Raw genomic sequence first — 20,558 nt, 5'->3', positions numbered from 1 at the left:
TATTTTTAATCCTCTTTTTCAGCTTCTTTTTTCTCCTGACGTTCTAATTTCTTAAAATAACCTCGTGTCAAAAAGTTATGTTTTAAAGCTTCCATATTTTGATTAAACTTGTCTGTACCTTCATTTATATTATCAATAGATTCTTTTAGGCTTTTAACAACATCTTCATCTTTTGTTAAATAATTAAACGCGCCATCTCCTGCTTTAAAACCATTAACCGTTTCATTTAAATTATCAATAACCGTTTTAATATCTTCACTAGATTGGTTTAAATTTGCAATCATATCTTTTACTTTTTGTGCTTCTTCTCCATCATTAAGTAAAACTCCTGCAACACTATTCTCTATATCTACAGAACTAACTATGGTATTAATATCTTTCATGGTTTTATTAGCTTCCATGCTTGTTAATTTTAAATAATGAATGGTTTGTTGCAACTCGTTAGATGTAATCGTGTCATTAATAAGCATTCCTAAAGTTCCTTTTCCGCTAGTTATCGCATTGGTTATATTTAATAACTTTGAAGTAAGTAAAGCCGCATTTTCATTAGTTGTACTAAGTGTATTAAGCATTTCATCTGTTCCTATTTTAGAATACGATTTAATGGTATCACCAGAAGATACAACTGTAGTTTCACCTTCTCCTGGAGTAATATTTACAATCATATTACCAACTAAACCATCAGAACCAATTGTTGCAATAGCGTCCTTTTTAATATGGGGCATCATTTTTTCTTCGATTTCCATAGTAACTTGAATGGTATTATCGTCAAGCATTAAAATGCCTTTTACAGTACCTACATTTACACCAGAATAACGCACGTTATTCCCTTGCATTAATCCGTTTACATTATTAAAATTAGAATTTATGGTAAAGGTTTTCCCAAATAAATTTTGACGATCCCCTATAAAATATATGGTAGTAATAAAAAGAAGCGACCCAAGAATAACAAAGACTCCTAATCTTAATTTTTGACTATTTGATTTTTCCATCTGTTATATTTATTGTGTTTTTACTAGCACATGTTGATCCCTTTAATCCTAATACGGAATGATAAATACTATTAACATGTTCGGTTCATAATTTGCTTATAAATTTACTTAAAAAAAGCTTTTATTTGACTATCTGTAGCTGTTGCTAATTCTTTAAAAGTACCTTCTGCATAATTAATACCATCGACTAATAAAATAATACGTTCGGAAACAACACGTGCGCAATCCACATCATGTGTGATTATTAATGAAGAGGTTTTATATTGCTTTTGCACATTTCTCATAAGCTCAATAATTTCTTTAGATGTGATAGGATCTAAACCACTGGTTGGTTCATCATATAAAATTATTTTAGGTTTTAATATTAAGGTTCTTGCCAATGCAACACGTCTTTGCATTCCTCCTGAAAGCTCTGCTGGCATTAAATCTATAGCATGTAATAACCCTACATTTTCTAAAGCTTCCTTTACTAACTCATCGATGTTTGATGCTGTATCCAATTTCCGTTTATGTCTTCGTAAAGGAAATTCTAAATTTTCTCTAACCGTCATCGAGTCATACAAAGCACTACCTTGAAATAGAAATCCTATTTCTGTATGTAATTTATCTAGATCTGCTTGATTTCGCGTATTAATTTCTTTTCCCATAATTTTTATGGTTCCAGAATCTGCTTGTAATAAGCCTACCAAACATTTAATCATCACCGATTTACCAGATCCTGATTTCCCCATAATAACCAAATTTTCTCCTTCAAACAATTTTAAATTAAAACCATTTAAAACATGATTATCACCAAAGCTTTTTCTCAAATCCTTAATTTCTAACATTATTGGTTTGGCACTTGTGTTTTCTTCTCGTGTCGTTATGTTTTGTTTTGTACTCATAATTTAAAGGTCGAAAAATATATCGGTTATAAAAACAGCAATGAAATCTATAATAAACAACAGCATGGAAGAGAATACTACTGCTGAATTTGCAGCTGCGCCTACTCCAACAGTTCCTTTATCACAATTATATCCTTTAAAACAACCAACTAATGCAATTGCAAATCCGAAGAAAAACGTTTTAATAGTAGCAGGAATAAGGTCACTAAATTCTAAAACATTAAAAACTTTATTAAAATAAAGTAAAAAGGAAACTTCCCCTTTTATATTTTCTATAATATAAGATCCTAAAAGAGCGAGCGCATCTCCTAAAAGGACTAAAAGAGGTAACATAAGTGTAGCGGCAACAATTCTAGTTACCACCAAAAATTTAAACGGATTGGTACCAGAAACCTCCATCGCGTCAATTTGTTCTGTTACACGCATAGACCCAAGTTCTGCTCCAATACCAGAAGCTATTCTACCAGCAAAGGTTAAGGCAATAATTACAGGACCTATTTCCCTAATTATGGATAAACTTACCATAGAAGGCATCCAAGATTCTGCACCAAACTCTTCTAAAGTTGGTCTCGTTTGTAAAGTGATTACTAAACCAATAATAAACCCAGTAACAGCTACTAACAAAATGGAACGGTTACCTATACTATAACATTGTTTAAGAAGTTCCTTACCCTCAAAAGGTTTCGTAAATAATTGTTTAAAAAACCGACCAGCGAATAAGGTCAGTTCGCCAATTTCTATAAAAAAAGTTGTAACAGCATTGGATTTACTCATTATTCCGTATTTACAATATAAAGATAGCCAAAAAGGATAACTTCAAAAATGACATAAATCATAGTATCGCTATATCTAACAAAAGGAAGCGAACTCACAAGAAGAATAAAAACACATTGTAACATACCGATTTCAAACTACAAAAGCGCCGTACAAAAAACATATTTTATACGGCGCTTCTACTTTAAAAATAAAACGTTTTACTTTACATGTGACCTAGTCTGTGTACACTCGCACTCACTAATACCTTGTAAAAAGTCGAAGCCTATAGTTACCATATGCGTACCTGCGTTATAACCAGATAACTCATTTATGGTAATTTGATAAGCATATCCAAAATAAAAATTAGACTTATTAAAACCAACCATTGGTCCAAGATTTAAGGGGTTAAAAAATTGATCATTTAGAAAACGATAAGAAATTCCTCCCCAAACATAATCTTCATTTCTACTAAACTTTCTCACTTTAATATTTACATCGGTACTAGATCGATCATCACTATCAAAATATTGAAAATATAAAGAAGGTTCAATTTCGATTTTTTTATCTCTAGGATTTACAAGTACGATTCCTGTATATGCTTGGTAATTTAAAAGTAAATCTGGCTCTACTCCAACAAAATTATCAATCTTTTTAGGTAGAATATTACTAGCATTAAAACTAAAATAAAAACCCTTGTTTCTATATAAAGCACCAACATCAAAGTTATTATTCGCAATATATCTATCGTCTGTCACTCTAGGATCTATTACTGGCATGCTCTCTGTAGGTCTGAAATTATGAATATCAATTTTAAACGTATTATAATTATAAGAAATCCCTAAAGACAAATATTGTTTGGAGTAATAATCTAAAGTAAGATGATGTGCAAACGAAGCCTTAAATCCTTTTTGTACTGTGTTTCCGTTTCTATCATTATATAAAGATAGTCCAACTCCGGAACGATTACCTAGTCTAGCATCCATATATAAAGATTGATTATCTGGAGCACCTTTAATACCAACCCATTGTGTTAGTCCATTCGCTCTAATTTTTATATTGTCGCCAATACCGGCATAGGTTGGAGAAACTACGAAACTATTATCTGCTAAATACTGTGTAAATACTGGTATGTTTAGCTCTTGACTATAACTTACTGTCAAAGACAATAAAAGAATATATATGGTTAATTTTTTCATTTTAAATAGTATTTAGTTAGATAATAAAAACACATTATGATTATCTGTATAATGTAAAGTGCCCTACGAAATCTCTGTTTTCTGACGGATCATTTAATTCAATAACGTACCAATAATCTCCCGTAGGAAGCTCTGCTTGGTTATATGTTCCGTCCCACTTTTCACCTCTTCGTAATGTTGCTATTTTACGACCATAACGATCAAAAATCGAATATTCAATATTTTGGTATTGATTCACACATTCTGGAGCCCAACCATCTAAAACACCATCTCCATTTGGTGTAAAATAGTCTGGAATACAGATATCAACAAATTCAAAATAATCTGTAGCTATTGCCATACATCCATTACTATCGGTAACCGTCACGGTATAGCTTCCAGATTCGGTGATCATGAATGTGCTTGTGCTTCCATAATCTTCTCCATTAAAGGTAAATTCATAATTACCAGATCCTCCTGCAACTATAGCAACAATCTCATTAAACTCACCATCTATTATAGAAAGTGTTAACGGATCGAAAAATGAAATATCAAAAAGATTTGTTCTTTTAATACAGCCGTTGGTATGTCTTACATCAATATAATGGCCCATTCCAGGAACCACATCTATAAAGACATTACTCGCTTGATATGCTCCACCGTTTAAAGAATAATCTAAATCTGTTGGATCTGTAATACTATCATCTACCGTTACGATAACCAAATTACTAGAAACATTATTTACACAACCGTACTCTATATTAACTATTGGATTAATCGTTACAGATTCTGGGAAAGTGATATTCCATTCCGATTCACATCCAAAGCTATCTCTTATAAATACCGTATGATCTCCACCGCTTAAACCTGTAAAATCAAATTGTGTTTGTCCTACGACTCCTGTAATATATGGTCCATTATAATCATCTAAGCTCACCGAATATACAGGTGTTCCTCCCGAAATATCTACACTAAATTCTCCATCATTATCTCCAGAACATACTTCTGGGAAAATAGATCCAGAAACCATACTAAGTAATACAGCACTTGGCTCGTTTATGGTGAAACTAGAAGTTAAATAACAACCTAGTTCATCTTGAACAACAACATCGTAATTACCAGGTTCTAAATTCTCAAAAGTATTGGTTTCAAAAAACTGATTCATTTGCGGAGAAATCGCATATTTAATAATACCTGTCCCACCGGAAGCATTAATGATTAAAGAACCATCATCTGCACCATTACAAGTAATATCATTTACTATAAAAGTAGCTGTTAATGGCGCCGCTGGTTCTGTAATATTAATTAATGCAGATGTTGTAAGACAATCTCCACTAACTACTTCTACTTGATAGGTACCAGCTATTAATTCTGTAAAAACGCCTGGACTTGTTTGTGTTGCAATAATTGGAGTACCAGAAGCATCTTGCAATGTGTACACGTAATTTCCTAAACCACCTGCAGCAACTGCTACAACAGCACCATTATTATCACCAGCACAGTTAATAACTACATTGGTTAATGTTAAATCTATTGTTAAATCTGGAAGTGCATCAATTTGAATATCATTAGAAACTTCAGAAATACAACCATTAGCATCACTTACATAATACATGTAATTTCCTTCCGCTACAGGAAATGTAATAGCATTTGTAAATGTACCTAGTACCGGTATCATGGAACTATTCGCACTATACGTATACGTACCAGTTCCGCCTGACGCACTTAAAGTTAAAGTTGCATCATTGAAACAAGTTAAAGAGGATTGTTTTACTAAACTAGCTTCTACTTCTAATGGTGCTTGTATGTTGATATCTGCGGAAGTAACTGTACAGTTAAAACCATCTGCTATAGTAACAGAGTATACACCAGCTGCCAAATCGGTAAAGACATTAGAAGTTTGTGGTCCGGAATTAGTAACACTAGGCGATGCACTATTTAAAGTATATGTGTAATTGCTTCCTTGTCCGCCAGTAACATTCGTTACCGTTATCGTTGCGTCTTGATCTCCAAAACAAGACAATACACTTGGTGTTAGAATGAAGGTATTATCTATTGGAGGTGTTGCTGCTAAATTTACATTTTCGGAAACAATACAACCTTGAACATCTCTTACATTCACTACATAATTTCCTGCAAACAGCCCTGTAAATGTTCCGTTAGAAGAATATGCAACAGTAGCATCTCCCGTTAATTCATATTCTAGATTACCCCAACCACCGGTACCAACAGCTGAAATGGTACCTATACCATCCAAACAGGTTACCGAAGTTTGTGTTGTGGTAAGTGCCAATGCTTCTGTAGGTCTTGTAATTGTAAAGTTTTCACTTACGGTACAAAAAGGACTTCCTATTAAAGTAGCATTTATAGTATACGTTCCTCCTGCTAATCCTGTAATACTAACTGGCCCTGCATTTGCAGTAGCTCCAGAATTTACTGTGGTACCAGAACTATCTAAAATAGTGTAGTTAAATGGCCCGGATTGATCTGGGTTTGTACCGGTAACAACGTCGTCTACAAAAGTAATGGTAACACTACCACTGTTGTCGTTAAAACAAGTAACATCTATAACCGCATCGACAATAAGATCGAAAGTATTTGGATTGTTTACATAATGTACACTTTCCAACGTACATCCGGTATCTAAATTTACTACGGTAATACTGTAGTTTCCAACATCTAATCCGGTAAAGATTCCTGTTGTATTTGTCTCGCTATATATTCCACCTGTTACAGTACCAGTAACATCTTCTACTGTATATTCTAAATTTGTTGGTGTGCCAGTAGTTCCTGAAGCGGTAACGGTAATATCTTCTAAATTAGTACACGTAATAGCATTATCCACGGCAACAGATATCGTATCTAAATCTAGATACGGATTAATAATAACTGCGGTTAGTGTGCTTCCTAAACAACCTTGATCGTCATATACATTCACTATATAATTTCCTCCAGAAGCATCGGACTCTGTATACACATTGCTAGTACCAGATTGAACAACGGTACCACCTTCTAAAAATTCATAAATAGTATATATTCCAGAACCTCCAGTAACACCGGTTACCGTTATGGAAGCATAATTAATGGTGTTCGTTCCAATTGTACATGTATATTGTACAATTGCTGGTGCCGGAACATCGATAATTGTTGGTTCTTCAACAAGAACGTTAGCTGTCATTGTACAACCTCTTCCCGAAGTTACTTGCACCGTATAGGTACCTGCAGCTAATCCTGTAAATATATTAGAGCTTTGTGGCGCTACAATAATTGGCGCAGTAATCTCATAGGTATAGATTGGGTTATCATTACTAGCAGGTAAATCTACCGTAATGACACCATTCGCATCTCCATTACAAGTTACATCGTTAACACTAGTAGCAAACAGCACTGCTGTTGCTGTATCTAATGTTACGTTCGCATCATTAGAACAAGATGTTGCAGCATCGGTAATAGTCACTACATAATCTCCGGAAGGTACTCCAGAAAACACATTTCCTGTTATAGTTATAGAAGCAGGGTTCGGATTTATAGAATAGGTATAACTACCAGTTCCTCCAAAACCTGTTACTGTAATTTCTCCATCATCATCACTACAACTTGGTGATACTGCTGCTAGTGTTAATGCTATTGGATCGTCAATAGTATATGTTGTTGTATTCTCACAACCATTAGCATCTTGCACCGTTATAGTATAAGTACCTGGAGCGCTTACTGTAAATATAGGGTTCGTTTGAAAACCGTTTCCTATGCTATATTGGTAAGGCGCTATTCCGGAAGCTACATTTACGGTAAAAGTATAATCGTTTGCTACACTTAGACATGGAGAACCTGTAACCGTTATTCCTACTGGAATAGGATCTGTAGCAATCGTAATTGTTAAAGGTGTAGAAATAGTACAACTATTAGTATCTTGAACATAGACATCCCACGTTGTTGAAATCGCTGGATCTAAAACAGCAGTATTGGAACTAGAATACGTTCCTGCTGGTGCACCACTTACTACAAAAGAATAACTGTAAGATCCGTTTCCTCCGGAAGCTGTTACACTTACTTGGGCACCTGCATTACAATTCGCATTAATAAATGGATCTGCAACTAAACTTAATGGAGTAGATTGAGATACGGTTATAGATGTTGTTGCCGTACATCCTGTTGCTTCATCGGTAACCACAATCGTTTGTGTACCTGCAGCTGTTAATCCATTTATGATAACTGTAGGGTTTGTTTGTCCGGTTACCTGCGGATTCCCATTAATAGAATAGCTGTATGTTCCTGCAAAATTAGAAATTGCAAATATCACCTCGCCATCTGTTCCTGGGTTACAAGTAACATCACTAATTAGTTGACCGGTAACTTCAATATTATCGACATCTTCTAACACATATAATTCTTGGTAAGAACAACCATTTGCATCTGTAATTTGAAACGTATAACTATCTGTTGTTAATCCTGTGAAAATTCCATTTGTTGCACCTGTAGTATTTGTTGTTGCACTTGCAGGAGACAAAATCTCATAACTTAATGCAGCAGTTCCTCCTGTTGCTGTTAAAGTAATATCGCTAGTACTAACTAAGCAGGTAATTGGCGTTGCTGAAAAATCTAAATCTGTTGGAGAATTTAACGGATTAACAATTACAGAACCTATAACCTCACATCCATTTGCATCTCTTACCGTATAATTAATCGTTTGTATCGTACCATTACTATTGACTGTATATGTATTTGTTGTTGAAAAACCAGTCCCATTAAAATCATAATAATATTCTCCAGAAACTGTAGGCGTTCCATCTTGACCTAATACCGTAATAACGGTTGCAACATCACAAGTCGTGGTTGCTAAAACAGAATCGGTAGCTGTTAATGGCAATGGTTCGTTTATAGTAATTGGTGTACTTGTAGTATTACAAGCATTTGCATCTATAACGGTTATTGTATACGTTCCTTGAGATAATCCGTTGAACACATTAGAACTTTGTGGTGTTCCGCTATCTAACTGATACATAAAAGGACCAGTAGATGACGTCGTGGTTACCGTAATAGAACCATCATTACCACCATTACAGCTCACATTTATTTCTGCTGTTGTAAAAGTTGTTGCTTGTATAGCATCTAAAACATAGGTTACCGTAGATGTACAACCTGCAGCATCTGTAACCATAAACAAATATGTTCCTGCTGTTGTTGTGGTATATACATTGGTACCCATTGGACTATATGTAGCACCACCATCGGTAGATACTTCATAGGTATATAATGTAGCATCGCCTCCGCTTGCAGATAAAGTAATTTCCGCATCTGGTGTTGCACTACAATCTAATGCGCTAGTTAAAGCAGCACTTAATAGTAATTGATCATTAATAATATAAGGTGTGGATGCCACACAACCATTTCCATCTTGTATATATAAAGTGTAGGTTCCAGAAGCTGAAACTGTAAAGTTCGGATTGGAAACAAAAGTAGTTCCATTCATACTATACAACGGACTTCCTATAGCAACACTACCAGTAATGGTAATATTTATAGGATTACCTTCAAAACAAGGTGCTGTTTGTGGATCGATTGTTGGTTCTGCATCTTTAATTAAAGTAACATCAAAATCTCTAATACATCCGTAAGCATCGATGGCATAAACGGTATATCCATTTGCTGCCACAGTAAATGTGTTAGCAGATGCCCAACCTGTACTTGATGCGATTGGAGCAGTATCCGAATCCAATAAAATTTGATATTGATAAGGAGCTGTACCATCACTAGCAATTGCAGTGATAACTCCTAAATCGTTACAATTTTCATTGGAAGAAACCGAAGCAGTTAAATTAAAATCAATAGCAGATTCTGTAATATTAAATGGGGAAGCAGTTACAATACTACAACCAGCATTTGTACCAGAGGTTTCTGTAATTAAAACATAATAGTTTCCAAAAGGTAAAGGTCCTAAATTAGTTATAGGAAGTGATCCATTTGCTGGTACTGTTCCATTTCCATTAACACCTGTTGATATTTGTGATAAGGAATCAAAAATTTCAAAATCTACATCAATAGCACTCGTTTCCGGATTATGTACCGTAAAGGAAACATTACCATCTGCACTTCCTGTACATGTTATATTATTAGAACTTACCGTATCTACTGCTAAAGTTGAGTTCGTTGGAATTGGAGCGGCTGCGGATTCAAAATAAGTACAACCTGTAAGCGAATCATAAACGATAAAAGTATATAAAACACCAGTTGTTAATCCTGAAAATGTAATGGCTCCAGGTGATGTCTCTAGTTGCCATGTTCCTCCTGGTGGTGCTGTTGGAATAGTACCATTATAAATATCAAAATAGAAAGGACCTGAACCAGCTAATACTGTATTAACAGCCACAGTAGCTTGACCACCTGTTGTACAGTCTGCTGTCGCGTTTATAGTAATATCTAAATCATCTGGAGGAGAAGCTACTAATACATTTTGTATTAACACGGAACATCCATTGGTATCCACAACATTAATTTGATACAATCCAAAGTCCACAACATCGAAAGTAGTAGATGTATCTCCTATATTATTCAGTTCTACCTCATCATAACCATTAGTTCCTGTAACAAAATAGTTGTAAGGTCCTGTTCCTCCTGTAACACTATCCACAATTACCGATCCTTGCGAAACTCCACTTACAGTACATGTAATTGGCACTGTAGAATGATTAACAATAATCGCAGCTGGTTGTAAAATACTAATAGGTTCTACTTCTGTACATCCTCTTGCATCCGTTACAGAAACGGTATAATCTCCTGCTGGTAAACCTGAAGTTTGTGTCCCATAAGAAGTACTTGTGGTTGTATTATATACTTCAAAAACAAATGGCGCTTGACCAAGTGTAATATCTGGTGTTATAGAAATAGCACCTGTTTCTTCTCCATTACAATTAATGAATCCGGTTTGTGCTACTGTAATATCTGGATTAACAGCTGCAGTAATCTCTATAGGCGTTGTTGTTACTGCCGTACAAGAATTAGCATCCGTAACCATAAAAATATAGCTTCCAGGTGTTGTTGTATTTAGTACACTAGTAGCCATATTGGTATATGTAGCACCACCATCTGTGGAATATGCATACGTATAAACCGATGCATCTCCTCCTGAAGCTGTTAGTGTTACTTCCGCCTCTGCTGGTAAAACACATGTAATATCTTTATCTAATACAGCAGCAAGTGTTAATTGCGGATTAACAGTAACCGTATCTGTCACCTCGCAACCATTACCATCTCTAACGGTTACAGTATATGTTCCTGCAGTTACTGTAAATGTATTTCCTGTTTGAAAATTAGTTCCATCGATACTATACATTAACGTGGCAATACCTGTTACCGTTGCTGTAATCGTGAAATTATTTCCTGTTCCTGTACATTGGTTATCTATACTTGCAGTAACCGTAGGTAAAACATCACTTGTAATCGTTACGGTATCCATAACCACACAATTATTACTATCCATAACGTAAACATCAATTACTAATCCTAAAACGCTAGTATCTACTGTTGTTGAAGTACTATAATCACTGCTAGCAGGAGCTGCACTTCCAGAAGTTATATACGCATAGCTATAACCTCCAGTTCCACCTGATAATGTTGCAAAACTAATAGTTGAAGTAACCGTGTTACAACTGATATTGCTTGCGTTTACGGTAAAAGTAATTGGAGTTACTGGATCTATAGTAATAGATGCAGAACTAGTACAACCTGTTGTATTATCTACAACATCAAACGTATAGGTTCCTGTTGGTAAATTAGTTACTGTAACTTCATTACCTGTTTGTGTCATTGTTCCTGCCGATGGCGTTGATGTATAGCTATAGTTTCCTAGACTACTAACATCTGTCATTGTAAAAACAGCAGTTCCATCATCCGATCCAGAACATATTTGATCTGTGTTTGTTTGCGCTACTGCAATATTAATTGCTGGTGCAATGGTATGGGAAGCAGTAGTTGTACAACCATTACCATCTGTTATTTGGAAGGTATAATCTCCAGGACTAACATTGGTAAAGACTCCACTTGTTGCACCAGAAGTATTAGAAGTTGCTGCTGCTGGAGCAGTAATTTCGTATAAAAATGTAGCCATTCCATTTGTAGCAGTTACAGTCACATCTGTAGTGGCAGCATTACAAGTAATGGTATTAGAATCCACAAAAGTCATTCCTGATAAAGGATGGAATGGTGGAACCTCAATAGTTTCCGTATCAATACAACCATTAGCATCTCTTACCGAAAACGTTATGGTTTGCGCTGTAATTGTATTGGTTACTGTTAATACGTTTGTAGCAGTATAAGTTGCATTCCCATTAAAACTATAGCTATAATTACCAGCACCACCAGAAGCCGTTACCGTAATATCTGTGGTAGTACTACAATTAGTGTTATTCGATAAAGTAGCAGTTGCAACAACCGCTGTCGGATTATTTAAAGTAATCGTATATATAGGAGATAGACAGTTATTACTATCTTGTATTTGATAGGTATATTCTGTAGTTGTAGCTGTAGTGGTATTTGCATCTAGAGCATCATAGAAAGAAGTAGTTGAAAAAGCACCTCCATTAAAACTGAAAGTATATCCTCCAGAACCATCTGCCGCAAACAATTGAACTTCTCCATTTGCATCATTAAAACAAATTGGATCTACACCGTTAGCGGTTCCTGTAGGCGTTGAAATAGCGTCCACAGTATTGACTTCCGATATTGCAATACAACCTTGTGCATCTGTCACTTCAAATTGATACGTTCCTGCTGTTGCCGCTGGATAAGTAAATGGTGTACCAGTAGTTCCTAATGCAGTGTATGTTCCTCCGTTTTCAGATACTGCATACGTAAATGGCGCAGTACCACCAGATATAGTTCCTGTGATTACAGCATCCGGAGACGTTGTACAGTCTAAATCTTTTGTTATTATAGTACTTAATATTAATTGAGGCTCTATAGTTTCCGCAGGTAAAGTCACCTCACATCCAAAAGTATCTCTTACTATTATGGTGTACGTTCCAGGTGTTAAACTATTGAAAATATTGTCATTTTGAAATGCCCCTCCATTGATATTATATTGATATGGTGCTACACCTCCAGAAGCAGTAACTTCTAGTGTTGCTCCATTTATAGGATCATAACAGAAATTAGATGTGGTACTTATTACTGCCGTTGGTGCTAGAGCTGCAACTAACGTAAGTGTTGTCGATGCTGTACAACCGGAAGCATCTGTCGCTTCTACTGTATACGTTCCTGGAGCTACATCTGTTAAAGTACCATTTTGAAAATCGGTTACTGTAAAAGGAGAAACCGTATCAATCAATTGAAAAGAATACCCAGGCGTTCCTTCTGTTGCAGTAGCTGTAATGGTTGCGCCATCCACACAATTTACTTCTGTATTAGAAACATTAATAGTTAATGGGTTTGCTGAGGTAATTGTTTCTGTAAAGTCAAAAACACAAGTATCTGCTGCATCCTCATAACGTATTTGAATATTATACGTTGTATCTGTTAATCCGGTAATCGTTTGCGGAGATGTTGTTTCGGTTATCCAAGTTACACCATTATCTATGGAATACTGAAAACCTAAAATAGGATCAAAATTTTGTACCGCGATTGTAATTTCACCATCTGCATTACCAGAACAGCTTATCATGGAAGTTCCTGTAATATCTGCAGTAAAGGCATTTCCAGAAGGAATAACAAAAGGAAAATCTACAAGATTAGTACAAGCAACAGGAAGTTGAAACACTTTCAAATCGTCTACTGCAACATCATTACCAGTAACTTGTTGAACATTAGATCTTAAAATGAATTTTAAACTTGTGTTTGCTCCTGGATCTAAAGTTATTGGAGTAGTAGGATATTCAATCCAATTTTCTGTTTTAGGAATATTTCCAGTATTATAGAAATCTATTTCTGTGCCTGAAGCATCTACTAGTGCCACTCTTAAATCAGGATCGAATTCACCAATACCAGTTCTAAGTAAATTCATTGCAGCAAATTCTACTTGTATTGGTTGATTAGGTATAATATCATTTATTTGCTTTTCGTATAAAACTTCAGATGCTGGTATTGTTGCTCCAATATTAACAACCATATATCTTCCGTTTGGAGTTACAGGATTTGTAGCAGGAGTATAGTCTGTTGGATTTACCCATGACCAAAAAGGAAATTCGATATTAGAAGTAACGGTATATTCTCCATCATCGATATTTGGAGTGTTACCACATTGTGTTGCTGCTACCTGCTGTTCAAAACAGTAGTAGGTTGGGTTAATTCCAGGAGAAGTAGTGTCTTCACCATAACCGAATGTCTCATAAAGTAAATTACTAAATGTTGGTACCGTTAATAAAGTGTACTCTACACTAATCGTGTGCGATCCTGAAGGTACATTTACAAATGTTTGAGGATCTGTTGTATTTGAATTAAGTGTACCATCTAAGTAATAATCGTATGCATAAGTAGTTCCTCCATTATTAGTTACCGTTACCGTTGCATTCCCTGAACCATCACAATTAAAAATAGTATCACCAACTTCAATCGTTGGCGCAGGAGGTTCCTGATCTAAAATGGTATCCTGCATAACAAAAACACAGCCATTAGCATCACGAATGTAAACGGTGTACGTTCCCGGATTTACAAATGCTTCATTAGATGTGGTCCATGTAGCTTGGTTATCAAAACTGTATTCATAAAAATTCGGACCAGGGAATGGTGTTCCTCCTTGCGGATTGGTAATTCTAATCGTCCCTTCTCCCGATGGGCCACAACCTGCAAGTGCAGAGATTCCTACCGTAGCTGTTAAAGCTTCATCTGGTTGGTTTATGATAATCGTTTCTACGGTTGTAAAACATTCCGATGCTCCAAGCGTGTATTTAATTATGACTTCATAATTACCACCATTTAGATTTGTAAAAGTAGAACTGGAAGTAAAAGTTGTTCCGTTGTCTATACTATATTCTAAAGTATATCCATTTGCATTGGTAACATTAATTTGAATTTCGCCAGTAGTATCATTATAACATAAAACATCTGTTTGGCTAATCGTATATTCTGGAGCAGGGATATCTACTATTTCAATAGTCGTACTAGCACTACAGTTGTTAGCATCTAATACGGTAATATCATAAGTACCTCCAGCGGTTACCACTATTTCTGGTACCGTTTGAAAATCTGTTGTACTATTTATATAATAGAAATAAGGAGGTGTTCCGCCTTGCGGATATACTGTAATTTCACCATCGGCACAGGTTAACGGACTAGTAATAGCTGCGGTAACTGTTAATAATGGAGGTTCAGAAATGGTAATATCTTCTGTATAGGTACATCCGTCTTCCGTTTCTACTAAAACAGTATAAGTACCAGGATTTAAATTATTAAATGCATAATTGTTTTCCGTAATCGGACCAACACTATTTACAAGTGTAGCGCCATTATGGATGGTGAAAAAATATTGTGGTCTAACATCATTTGCAACCAATTGAATACTTCCTTTATCGCCATGACAAAGTGGTTGTGTCACGTTTGTAGAAACCGTAAAATCTCTTTCTCTAATTTGAATATCTGGAACGGTAAAAATACAAGGATTTGTAGTTACTCCTGTTTGTCTAATATAGATTGTATAAATACCTGCAACAGTAACGGAGAAAATATTACTAGCCTGGAAATTTGTTCCATCTATGCTATATTCATATCCGGAAGGAACACCACCAACTGTAATTTGACCAGGAGTGGTACAAATAATATCACGAGCATTAACCGTCGGAATTAAAATATTCTGATATACATTAAAATAAAATCGGTTAAAACATCCACCATCATAGTTTAAAGTTAACCTAAATTGTCCGGAAGTATTCGCTAAAAAGTCTGGCCCTGTTCCAACTTGCGTCCAAGTACAAGAAGTATTTTCATTGGCACAATCGGTATCAGAAACTGGCGCACAACTTGCTTCGTCTAATTGTTCCCAAATAATCGTAGATGCATCTGCAATATTTGTTTCAATAAACACAAAATCATTAGCACCACATAAGAATATATTAGGCAGTAATTTTCCATCATTCGGACAAGTAACAACTTCATCCGCATACGGAATTACAGGATTTGTAATAGAAGCACCATACGGCGTAACTGTAAATATTTGATCTATAGATTGACAAGGAGCTACTGCGGCATTATGCACATAATACGTACCAACATTGGTCACTGTAATTGTTTGCGTTGTACCTATTACAGGCGTACCTGTAGGACTTGTAGACCAAGAATAGGTATCATAACCATCAGCTGCAGTTAACTGTACCGTTTCTCCACAAAGCACTTCATTTTGTGTAAATATACAATCGTTTAAATCGGCAAGAAAATTAGTAGCTTGCGGCGTTAATAAACATCCTGTATTACTATTTACACTAGGATCATCTGTAATTTCATAATTAGAATTAGTAATACCTGTATAGGTTGCAAAAGCCTGATTATTAATAATATTAGAACAAGCATCATCAATTTCATTACAGTTTTCAACAACATTTACATTTATTCGAATTTCGGAAACAGGATACCCTTGTTCAACATAGGAATTAGCTACACTAAAGATAATTTCTCGCGAAATAGGATCATAACTGACAATGGAAACACCTGGAGGTAATTCTAAACCAGTTGGATAATCAAAAATGGTATTAATAGGAAGTATATCTTTAATAATTAAATTTCCAGCATCATCATTTCCTGTATTCTGAAAACCAATAACATAGGTTAAAGGCTGTCCTAAAGCAACCATTTGTCCACCAATATCGGCTCCAAATTCATCGAGTACAATTTTAGTAAGAACAATATTAGGTTCTATAATCTCTACAGCTATAGCAGAAAGATACACAAAGTAAGTATCTCCTTGTGTTGCCAAACTAATAGTTGCATTATTAGAATCATTTGTGATAACAGAATTCCCAGGATTGGGAACCGCCATAATTCCTGTATCAAAACCTAAAGTGTTTGTACTGTTAGGATTTCTATTCATTACAGGAGTTGCGTTAAGTTGCGTTACAGAACTATCAAAAAAGTTATTGGCAAGACGATCTACCGTAGACATGTTTACGCCATTAATTCTTAACCTATCTCCTTGAATTGGTTTATCTCCTTCTAAAGCTGCAAATGCAAAGTTTGCTCTTACAGGTATAGGTGCTGGTACGGTTCTAAAACCAGAAACAGGAATATCTAAATTAGGGTTATCGGCAAAACTGATGGCACTAAAACCATCAAAACTAGTAATCGATTTTCCTGGTAAAGTTGGATCTTCAAAAACGATAAATAAAGACCAACCTGCAGAATATCCAGTTCCGTTATAAGGTGTGAAATCGGATGTTTCTCCCTGTGCTGTAGAAACATTACCTATTGTATAGGTACCTAGATTATTTGTAAAACCATTAACTATACTTGTTACATCTGCATAACAAGAATACGGATAACTATCACCCGTTGCGACTCCTCCGGCACTATAAATTGGCGTTCCAACAACATCATTATAACCTCCTTCGGGACCTTTAAATTTGACATTTGTAATTGGATCTGTTCCATTTGTAACTGCTCCCCAATACAAACCTGCATGTATAATTCTATAGCAACCAGGATTCGGAATTTCTAAATCTGCACTTGTAGAATTGAATGTTGAAGGATCTCCATCAATATCAATATACTGCATATCCACATTGTGATTATACACATTATCATTATTGAAAGCATTATTGTCTGGGCCTAATATATTATTCCCAATCAACCGAATATCTCCTTTTAGGTCTTGGTTAAATCTAGGTGTAAATGGGACATAATTCTGAGCGATAGACTGCAGGCTAGTTGTTAGTAATATAATTACTATTCCAATCTTAAAAAAAGTAGGTTTTTTCATGCTATATTTTTCATACATTTAAGCCATTTGGGGGATGGATTAAATATTATTTTTTACTTCAAATTTTCATCAATTTTCTATTTTAATAACAGACATTTTGCCATTATAAGGTTTGCTACCTTTAGCTTCTAAAGCTCGCATAGCTTCCTCTACGTAATCAAATTTCTCATAATAAATAAAGTATTTATTGGTATTTACATCAAAGAAGAAATTAATATTAGATTGTCCTGTAGAGACTACTTTTTCTATAAAGTCATCTCTTTTTTCTTTGTCACTATGTACTGCTATTATTATATAATATCCTTCTTCTATATTTTGCATACCTTTTAAGATTTGTACCGTTGCACTTTGTGCTTCTCCAAAATCAAAATCTTCTTCCGTAATAGGTTCATTACTTAAAGGTGTATTTTCTATAATGCTTTCTAAAGTTGCTTTATCCTTTAAATAACGATCTTTCTCATTATCATAAACGGCACGTTTAATTCTTCGTTTACGTTCAAAATCGGTAGCAATCTTAATACTTTCTAAAGTAGATACTAATTGTTCTTTCGCTCTTTTAGATTGTAATTGCTCTTCCTTTAAAGTTTGAATTGCATTTAAATAATATTGATTCGTTTCATCCTTTTTATTGGAAACATCTTTAAGCCTATTATTATACAGGTTTTCTAATGCTACTATTTCTTCACCACGCTCTTGAATAACTTGATCTACTTCTGTTTTTAAGGATTCTAGCATTCGATTTTCTGCAGCAATACTTTTAAATGGTTTAGGTTCTGAATAAATTCCTTTTTCACTCAAATCATTTTCTTCTTTTAAGTCTTTAAGGTCTTTATCTTTACTTGCAACTGCTTCATTTAATTTCGCTAACAATGCATCCTGCTTTTCTTTAGATATTTTTGCCGATTCTGTAATTGCAAACATCTCTTTTGCTATCACATCTTTCTGTGTTATTTCTGATAAAGATGCTTCTTTCTCTAAAGCTTTATCTGCTTCTGCTGCTAACCTTGCGTCTTCATCGGCTTGTGTTTGTGCTGCTGCTTCTGCCGCTAACCTAGCGTCTTCATCTGCTTGTGTTTGTGCTGCTGCTTCCGCTGCTAACCTTGCATCTTCATCCGCTTGTGCTTGGGCTGTTGCTTCTGCCGCTAATCTTGCGTCTTCATCTGCTTGTGCTTGCGCTGCTGCTTCTGCCGCTAGTCTTGCGTCTTCATCCGCTTGTGCTTGGGCTGTTGCTTCTGCCGCTAATCTTGCGTCTTCCTCTGCTTGTGCTTGCGTTGCTGCTTCTGCCGCTAATCTTGCGTCTTCCTCTGCTTGGGCTTTTGTTGCTGCTTCTGCTGCTAACCTTGCTTCTTCCTCTACTTGTGCTTTTGTTGCTGCTTCTGCCGCTAGTCTTGCTTCTTCATCGGCTTGTGCTTGTGTTGCTGCTTCTGCTGCTAATCTTGCGTTTTCCGCTGCTTGTGCTTTTGTTGCTGCTTCTGCTGCTAGTCTTGCTTCTTCGTCTGCTTGAGATTTTGCTGCTGCTTCTGCTGCTAGTCTTGCGTCTTCCTCTGCTTGTGCTTTTGTTGCTGCTTCTGCTGCTAGTCTTGCTTCTTCGTCTGCTTGAGATTTTGCTGCTGCTTCTGCTGCTAGTCTTGCTTCTTCATCGGCTTGTGCTTTTGCTTGAAGTTCAGTATCTGCTATTACGCTTTCTTCTTCTACTTCTTCGACCGTTGGTATTGTTGTTTCTTCTGTTAATCTTCTGTTTTCCGTCGCTGCTGCTTTTGCTGCTGCTCTTGCATCTGCTTTTTCCTTAATTTTGGCTTGCGCTAAGGCTCTAGCATCTGCTTTTTCTTTAGCAATTATCGCTCTAGCTTCTAAATCTACTTTTGGTTTTGAAGAAACCACTCTTCTTTTCTTCTTTTTGAAAAGCATCGTTTCCTCTTCATCATCTCCACTATAATAAAAATTATTTGTGTTTTTAAATTTATATGCCAACGTAATATCATGTGAAGAACCAAAAGCAGAAAGATCGCCAATAGCTTTCTCATAGTTATATTCAATAGCTATTTGTGAAGTGATATTAAGTCCGATACCGCCTGAAATACCATATTGTGTATTATAACCAACTTGTCCCCAAATCCCTTTAGGTACTGTAAGCATTGCTAATCCGGAAAGCACTGTTTTGTCTTTTTTAAATTCCGATTTTATAATACCAGAAAATTTACTTTCATCTAGAAAACCATAACTACTCATATATCCGGTATACATAATATGTGCCTGAATAACTTGTTGCGGATCTTCTTTAAGAAGTTGTGATGTTTTAAAATTGTACTGTACTAGATTATTTACGGAAAGTCCGAAATCAAAAAATACCGTTCCGTAATTAATTCCAGGACTAACACTTAAAATAGAATTGGATGGTATATTTTCTAAAGAAGGATCTGCCACATTGGTAACCACTTTACCTTCATTGATACCACTTTGATAAAAGCCAATATTCAATCCGAAAGTTAAATTACTATCTGGTTGTAGCATGGCATTGTAGGCTAGGTTTAAAATTCCGCCATAGGAAGTTAAAACGCCGTAATTTTGTTGAAAGAAGCCAATACCAACCCCTATATTCTCTCTAAATCTACCAGAATAACTTAATAAATAGGTTTGCGGAGCATCTTCAAATTGCACCCACTCTCTTTTATTATTGATACTTATATATTTGTTTTGCTCTCTTACAAAACTAAAAGTTGGGTTAATATTAAATCTATTAAATTTCAATGAATTTCTTACAGGTATAGCTAGCGAAATCACCCCATCTTCTTCTTGTCCAAAGAAGCACTGAGTGATACCAAAAAATAAAGCTATTACGAGTAATGTTTTCTTCATA

At 35.4% G+C, this 20,558-nt stretch carries 6 protein-coding genes; all 6 read right to left on the bottom strand.

Annotated elements, in window-relative coordinates; all coding sequences use genetic code 11:
• Positions 1-5: 5 nt before the first annotated feature.
• Positions 6-992 (bottom strand): MlaD family protein, encoded by a 987-nt coding sequence (locus tag FG167_RS08925; protein ID WP_203457976.1) that lies wholly within the window; start codon positions 990-992, stop codon positions 6-8.
• 104 nt (positions 993-1,096) lie between these two features.
• A complete protein-coding gene (locus tag FG167_RS08920) occupies positions 1,097-1,876 on the bottom strand; it encodes an ABC transporter ATP-binding protein (RefSeq protein ID WP_239004360.1) in 780 nt (259 codons plus the stop codon).
• Between the two features lie 3 nt (positions 1,877-1,879).
• Complete coding sequence (locus FG167_RS08915; RefSeq protein ID WP_203457975.1) at positions 1,880-2,650, bottom strand: ABC transporter permease; 771 nt, start codon at positions 2,648-2,650, stop codon at positions 1,880-1,882.
• A gap of 200 nt (positions 2,651-2,850) precedes the next feature.
• The gene (locus FG167_RS08910; protein WP_203457974.1) at positions 2,851-3,828 is read right to left on the bottom strand and encodes a type IX secretion system membrane protein PorP/SprF; all 978 of its coding nucleotides are present in this window, start codon (positions 3,826-3,828) and stop codon (positions 2,851-2,853) included.
• A gap of 40 nt (positions 3,829-3,868) precedes the next feature.
• The gene (locus FG167_RS08905; protein ID WP_203457973.1) at positions 3,869-17,701 is read right to left on the bottom strand and encodes a T9SS type B sorting domain-containing protein; all 13,833 of its coding nucleotides are present in this window, start codon (positions 17,699-17,701) and stop codon (positions 3,869-3,871) included.
• Positions 17,702-17,770: 69 nt separating this feature from the next.
• Complete coding sequence (locus FG167_RS08900; protein WP_203457972.1) at positions 17,771-20,557, bottom strand: type IX secretion system membrane protein PorP/SprF; 2,787 nt, start codon at positions 20,555-20,557, stop codon at positions 17,771-17,773.
• Position 20,558 lies beyond the last annotated feature (1 nt).

It is taken from the genome of Lacinutrix sp. WUR7, from assembly GCF_016864015.1.
In the GTDB taxonomy this organism is placed as follows: Bacteria; Bacteroidota; Bacteroidia; order Flavobacteriales; family Flavobacteriaceae; genus Oceanihabitans.
The sequence above is the reverse complement of the archived record's forward strand: the minus strand, read 5'-3'. Positions and strand labels throughout refer to the sequence as shown.

Coding starts and splice junctions, on each gene's coding strand:
- FG167_RS08925 (WP_203457976.1), bottom strand. CDS start 992: ATGGAAAAATCAAATAGTCAAAAATTAAGATTAGGAGTCTTTGTTATT.
- FG167_RS08920 (WP_239004360.1), bottom strand. CDS start 1,876: ATGAGTACAAAACAAAACATAACGACACGAGAAGAAAACACAAGTGCC.
- FG167_RS08915 (WP_203457975.1), bottom strand. CDS start 2,650: ATGAGTAAATCCAATGCTGTTACAACTTTTTTTATAGAAATTGGCGAA.
- FG167_RS08910 (WP_203457974.1), bottom strand. CDS start 3,828: ATGAAAAAATTAACCATATATATTCTTTTATTGTCTTTGACAGTAAGT.
- FG167_RS08905 (WP_203457973.1), bottom strand. CDS start 17,701: ATGAAAAAACCTACTTTTTTTAAGATTGGAATAGTAATTATATTACTA.
- FG167_RS08900 (WP_203457972.1), bottom strand. CDS start 20,557: ATGAAGAAAACATTACTCGTAATAGCTTTATTTTTTGGTATCACTCAG.